The organism is Hydrogenophaga sp., from assembly GCF_051007235.1.
In the GTDB taxonomy this organism is placed as follows: domain Bacteria; phylum Pseudomonadota; class Gammaproteobacteria; order Burkholderiales; family Burkholderiaceae_C; genus Hydrogenophaga.
The window spans coordinates 1-3,339 of sequence record NZ_JBPCSJ010000489.1 but is presented as its reverse complement, the minus strand read 5'-3'; the positions used below and the strand labels follow the sequence as shown (position 1 = coordinate 3,339).

Below are 3,339 nucleotides of genomic sequence, written 5' to 3'. Positions count from 1 at the left end.
GGCCTGGATCAGCGTGCGGCGCGGGTCGGCGAAGGTCTTGGCGTCGGCTTCGATCTCCTTGACCATCAGGCGCTTGAGGCTCGCCGGGTTGGCCAGGATGTCTTCGAGCTTGCCCTGTTCCTCGCGCAGCTCTTTGAGTTCCTGCTCGATCTTGATCGCTTCGAGCTTGGCCAGCTGGCGCAGCCGGATTTCCAGGATGTCTTCGGCCTGGCGCTCGCTGAGTTTGAAGGCCTCGATCAGCGCAGCCTTGGGCTCGTCGCTGTGGCGGATGATGCGGATCACCTCGTCGATGTTCAGCAGCACGAGCTGCCGGCCCTCCAGGATGTGGATGCGGTCCAGCACCTTCTGCAGCTTGTGCTGGCTGCGGCGCGTGATGGTGGTCTGGCGGAACGCCACCCACTCTTCCAGCATCTGGCGCAGGCTCTTCTGCGTCGGCCGTCCGTCCAGCCCGATCATGGTCAGGTTGATCGGTGCCGAGCTTTCCAGGCTGGTGTGGGCCAGCAGCGCGGTGATCAGTTCCTGCTGTTCGATGCGGCTGCTCTTGGGCTCGAACACCAGGCGCACCGGCGCGTCCTTGCTGGACTCGTCGCGCACCGTGTCCAGCACCATCAGCATGCTGGCCTTGAGCTGGGTCTGGTCCTGCGTCAGCGCCTTCTTGCCGGCCTTGACCTTGGGGTTGGTGATCTCCTCGATCTCTTCCAGCACCTTCTGGCTGCTCACACCGGGCGGCAGTTCGTTCACCACCAGCTGCCACTGGCCGCGCGCCAGGTCTTCGATCTTCCAGCGCGCGCGCACCTTCAGGCTACCGCGGCCGGTGCGGTAGGCGTCGGCGATGTCACCGGCCGGGCTGATGATCTGGCCGCCACCCGGGTAGTCCGGCCCGGGCAGGATGGTCAGCAGGTCTTCGTCGCTGAGCTTGGGGTTCTTGACCAGCGCCACGCAGGCGTCGGCCACTTCGCGCAGGTTGTGGCTGGGGATCTCGGTCGCCAAGCCGACGGCGATGCCACTGGCCCCGTTGAGCAGGTTGAACGGCAGTCGCGCGGGCAGCTGCTTCGGTTCTTCGAACGAGCCGTCGTAGGTGGGGATGAAGTCCACCGTGCCCTGGTCGATTTCATCCAGCAGCAGGCCGGTGATTTTGGCCAGCCGCGCTTCGGTGTAGCGCATGGCGGCGGCGCCGTCACCGTCGCGGCTACCGAAGTTGCCCTGGCCGTCGATCAGCGGGTAGCGCTGCGAAAAGTCCTGCGCCATGCGCACCAGCGCGTCGTAGGCGGCGCTGTCGCCGTGCGGGTGGTACTTGCCCAGCACATCGCCCACCACGCGGGCGCTCTTGACCGGCTTGGCCGCCGTGTTGCCGGAAAAGCCCAGACCCATGCGGTCCATGGCATAAAGGATGCGGCGCTGCACCGGCTTCTGCCCGTCGCACACATCCGGCAGGGCACGGCCCTTGACGACCGAGAGCGCGTATTCGAGGTAAGCGCGTTGCGCGTAGGCAGCCAGGCTGTCGTCGCCGGGTTCGGCGGGCAGCAGCGGCAGTTCAGGGGTGTCGATGTCCATGGGATTCCACAGGAAAGCGGGTCACAGCGCAGGCGCGCCAGTGGCCGAGAGGTTCAGGCGGGCGGACGCCGGGCGCAAGCCCCGCGGCGGCGAGAGGTATTGGTGCAGCAGCGTGACCTTGCGCACGTACTGCTGGGTTTCGGGGAAGTCGGGCACGCGGCCACCGGCGCGCTGCACCGCGCCTTCACCGGCGTTGTAGGCGGCCAGGGCCAGGTCGGTCTGACCGCCGAACTGGCGCAGCAGCAGGGCCAGGTAGCGCGCGCCGGCCTGCAGGTTGGTGCGTGGGTCGGTCAGGCGCTGCTGCAGGGTCGTCGCCGCGTCGGCCTTGACGCCAAACCGTTCAGCGGTGGCCGGCATCAGCTGCATCAGGCCCACCGCGCCCTTGGGGCTGACGGCCTGCGGGTCGAAGCGCGACTCGGTGGCGATGACGGCCTTGAGCAGCGCCAGGTCCAGCCCGTGGTCGGTCGCGGCTTCGCGGATCAGGTGCTGCACCGCCTGGTAGCCGGTGGACAGTTCGAACGAGGTCAGCAGCCCGGCGGGCGCTCTGGCGGCCGAAGGCGGCAGGCGCCGCACCGGCGCCGAACCGGCGTTGAACAGCTGGTAGCGGTTGTCGATCTGCCGGTCGGCGTAATGCGGCCGGCCCTGGGCGTCGATGTAGCCCCAGAGCTCGGCCTCGGCCGAAGCCGTGGCGCAGATGCCCAGCAGGGCCGCCAGAACGATCGCTGCACGCAACATGACTAGACGTCGATCTCGACCGAGTCGCCGTGCAGTTCCATCAGCTCGCGGCGCGCGGCGGCTTCGCCCTTGCCCATGAGTTTGGTGATCAGCGCCTCGGTACCGGCAAAGTCCAGCCCGCCCAGCGTAACCGGCATGAGGCGGCGCGTGTCGGGGTTGAGCGTGGTGTCCCAGAGCTGTTCGGCGTTCATCTCGCCCAGGCCTTTGAATCGGCTGATCTGGCATTTCTCGCGCGCCACGCCGTCCTTCTCGGCCTTGTCCAGGATGGCGTGCAGCTCACCCTCGTCCAGCGCGTACTGCTTGCTCGCGGGCTTCTTGCCGCGGGCCGGCACGTCCACGCGGAACAGCGGCGGACGCGCCACGTACACGTGACCGGCTTCGATGAGTTTGGGGAAATGGCGGAAGAACAGCGTGAGCAACAGCACCTGAATGTGCGAGCCGTCGACGTCGGCGTCCGACAGGATGCAGACCTTGCCGTAGCGCAGGCCCGACAGGTCGGGGTTGTCCAGAGGACCATGCGGGTCGACGCCGATGGCGACCGAGATGTCGTGGATTTCGGTGTTGGCGAACAGGCGGTCGCGCTCGACCTCCCAGGTGTTGAGCACCTTGCCGCGCAGCGGCAGCACGGCCTGGCATTCCTTGTCGCGGCCCATCTTGGCGCTGCCACCGGCCGAATCGCCCTCGACCAGGAACACCTCGTTGTGCGCAGTGTCGCGGCTTTCGCAGTCGGTCAGCTTGCCGGGCAGCACGGCCACGCCCGAGCCCTTGCGCTTCTCGACCTTCTGGCCGGCCTTCTGGCGGCTCTGCGCCGCCTTGATGGCCAGTTCGGCCAGCTTCTTGCCGTAGTCCACGTGCTGGTTGAGCCAGAGTTCGAGCGCCGGGCGCACGAAGCCGCCGACCAGGCGCACCGCGTCGCGCGAGTTCAGGCGCTCCTTCACCTGGCCCTGGAACTGCGGGTCCAGCACCTTGGCGCTCAGCACATAGCTGGCACGGGCGAACACGTCTTCGGGCAGCAGCTTCACGCCCTTGGGCAGCAGCGCGTGCATCTCG

At 67.7% G+C, this 3,339-nt stretch carries 3 protein-coding genes; all 3 read right to left on the bottom strand.

Annotated elements, in window-relative coordinates; all coding sequences use genetic code 11:
- The coding region (locus ACR2JA_RS17275) for a DNA topoisomerase IV subunit A (RefSeq protein WP_434010309.1) at window positions 1-1,554 on the bottom strand (1,554 nt) is incomplete at its 3' end.
- Between the two features lie 21 nt (window positions 1,555-1,575).
- Window positions 1,576-2,289 carry a lytic transglycosylase domain-containing protein gene (locus ACR2JA_RS17270; protein WP_434010308.1) on the bottom strand — a complete coding sequence of 238 codons (714 nt, stop codon included), beginning with the start codon at window positions 2,287-2,289 and terminating at the stop codon, window positions 1,576-1,578.
- 2 nt (window positions 2,290-2,291) lie between these two features.
- Window positions 2,292-3,339, bottom strand: a 1,048-nt coding sequence (locus ACR2JA_RS17265; RefSeq protein ID WP_434010307.1) for a toprim domain-containing protein, incomplete at its 5' end; no start/stop codon positions are given.

Coding starts and splice junctions, on each gene's coding strand:
- ACR2JA_RS17270 (WP_434010308.1), bottom strand. CDS start 2,289: ATGTTGCGTGCAGCGATCGTTCTGGCGGCCCTGCTGGGCATCTGCGCC.